The organism is Ramlibacter sp. (assembly GCF_035706265.1).
Classification (GTDB): domain Bacteria; phylum Pseudomonadota; class Gammaproteobacteria; order Burkholderiales; family Burkholderiaceae_C; genus Ramlibacter.
In genome coordinates this window covers 1-2,080 of the sequence record NZ_DASSVG010000496.1, presented here as the reverse complement: position 1 = coordinate 2,080, position 2,080 = coordinate 1, and the positions used below count along the sequence as shown (strand labels likewise).

Annotated in this window: 3 protein-coding genes; all 3 read right to left on the bottom strand. The window is 69.7% G+C overall.

What is annotated here, in order from left to right; all coding sequences use genetic code 11:
* On the bottom strand, window positions 1–530 hold a 530-nt coding region (locus tag VFM98_RS17750; protein WP_325111230.1), incomplete at its 3' end, for an acyl-CoA thioesterase.
* Window positions 531–532: 2 nt separating this feature from the next.
* A complete protein-coding gene (locus tag VFM98_RS17745; RefSeq protein WP_325111229.1) occupies window positions 533–1,741 on the bottom strand; it encodes an acetyl-CoA C-acyltransferase in 1,209 nt (402 codons plus the stop codon).
* On the bottom strand, window positions 1,738–2,080 hold a 343-nt coding region (locus VFM98_RS17740), incomplete at its 5' end, for an endonuclease domain-containing protein (RefSeq protein WP_325111228.1). The genes VFM98_RS17745 and VFM98_RS17740, both read right to left, overlap by 4 nt.

Below are 2,080 nucleotides of genomic sequence, written 5' to 3'. Positions count from 1 at the left end.
GGCCGCGGCGGATCGTCGCGCACCCACAGGCGGCTGAGGCTCTCGTCGCGCGTGCTGCCGTCCCACTGCGGCGGGATCGGGCCCTCGACGAAGCGCATCTCGTAGCGGTTCAGCCATTCGACGCCGCGGCGGGTGGCGCGGGGCGTGTCATCGGGGCGCGGTGCCTCGGGCATGTGGACCTCGTGGCCGGACCAGGTCTCGCGGCGCGTGGCGGTGACGGCGGTGGCCGTGGCGACGAGCTCGTCGCCCTGCAGCATCTCGACGATCCAGTGCTGGGTCGAGCGGTTGGTGCGGGCGGCGCGCGGCCGCAGGCGGAACGCGCCGTCGGCGATGGCGGCGGCGAAGTTGACGGTCAGGGCGAGGGGTTCGCCCAGCCGCTCGGGGTGGCCCAGCACCGACTGCAGGCACTGGGCCGCCGTGATGCCGCCGTAGGGACCGATCATGTTGGCGTAGGCCGCACTGGTGCGGCCCTGCCACGTGCCATCCGGCTGCGGTTGCAGCCGGATGGCGGCATCGAACGGATGCCCCACGCTCAGACGCGCTCGAAGATGCCGGCGGCACCCTGCCCCATGCCGACGCACATCGTGACCATGCCGTACTTCAGGTTCTTGCGCCGCAATGCGTGCACCACGGTGGCCGAACGGATCGCGCCGGTGGCGCCCAGCGGGTGGCCGAGGGCGATCGCTCCGCCCATGGGGTTGACCCTGGAGGGATCGAGGCCCAGGGTCTCGATCACCGCCAGCGACTGGGCGGCGAAGGCTTCGTTGAGCTCGATCCAGCCCAGGTCGTCCTGCTTCAGGCCCGCGTTCTTGAGCGCGGCGGGGATGGCCTCGATCGGGCCGATGCCCATGATGTGGGGCGGCACGCCGCGGCTGGCGAAGCTGACGAAGCGCGCCAGCGGCTGCAGGCCGAAGCGCTGGATCGCCGCTTCGCTGGCGAGGATCAGCGCGCCGGCGCCGTCGGAGGTCTGCGAGCTGTTGCCGGCCGTCACGCTGCCGCGGGCCGCGAACACGGGCTTGAGCTTGGCCAGCGCTTCCATCGTCGTGTCGGGGCGCGCGCCTTCGTCGAGCTTCACCTTGCGGGTCTTCACGGCGACTTCGGCCGATTCGAGGTCCACCGCGCGGTCCTCGACCTCGATCTCCGTCATCTCGTCGGCGAACTCGCCGGCCTGCATCGCCGCGACGGCCTTCTGGTGCGAGCGCACCGCGAATTCGTCCTGCGCCTCGCGGCCCACCTTCCACTGGCGCGCCACTTTCTCGGCGGTGAGGCCCATGCCGTAGGCGATGCCGTAGTTCTCGATGTCGTCGGGGTTGGTGAAGATGGAGGGCGACAGCGAGGGCGAGTTGCCCATCATGGGCACCATGCTCATGCTCTCGGTGCCGGCAGCGATCATCACGTCGGCTTCGCCCACGCGGATGCGGTCCGCCGCCATCTGCACGGCCGCCAGGCCGGAGGCGCAGAAGCGGTTCACCGTGATGCCGCCCACGCTCTTGGGCAGTCCGGCGAGCACGGCGCCCACGCGCGCGACGTTGAGGCCTTGCGGGCCTTCAGGGATTGCGCAGCCGCAGATCACGTCCTCGATGGCGTGGGGGTCGAGGTTGGGGACTTGCGCGAGCGCGGACCGCAGCACGGTCGCCAGCAGGTCGTCCGGCCGGGTATTGCGGAAAAAGCCGCGGTGCGACCGCCCGATGGGGGAGCGGGTGGCGGCGACGATGTAGGCGTCTTGGATTTGTTTGGTCATGGCTGGCAATTCCCTTGGTCTTGCTCCCTCTCCCGCTTGCGGGAGAGGGCTGGGGTGAGGGCGAGCGCCTCGGCAACCTGCCGGATCTTCTCCATCACCGCCTCTGTTTGCGTCAGTACTTCGTTGTTCCAGAAGCGCAGCGTGCGGAAGCCGAGCGCTTGCATGTCTCGCTGCCTCTGCTCGTCATACGCCAGTTCCGAAGCGTGCTGCCCACCATCCAGTTCGATGACGAGGCCGATTTCCAGACAGGCGAAATCGGCGATGTACTTCCCGATCGGCCGCTGGCGGCGGAACTTCAGGTCGAGCAACTGGCGGTTGCGCAAGCGGTACCAGAGCAGC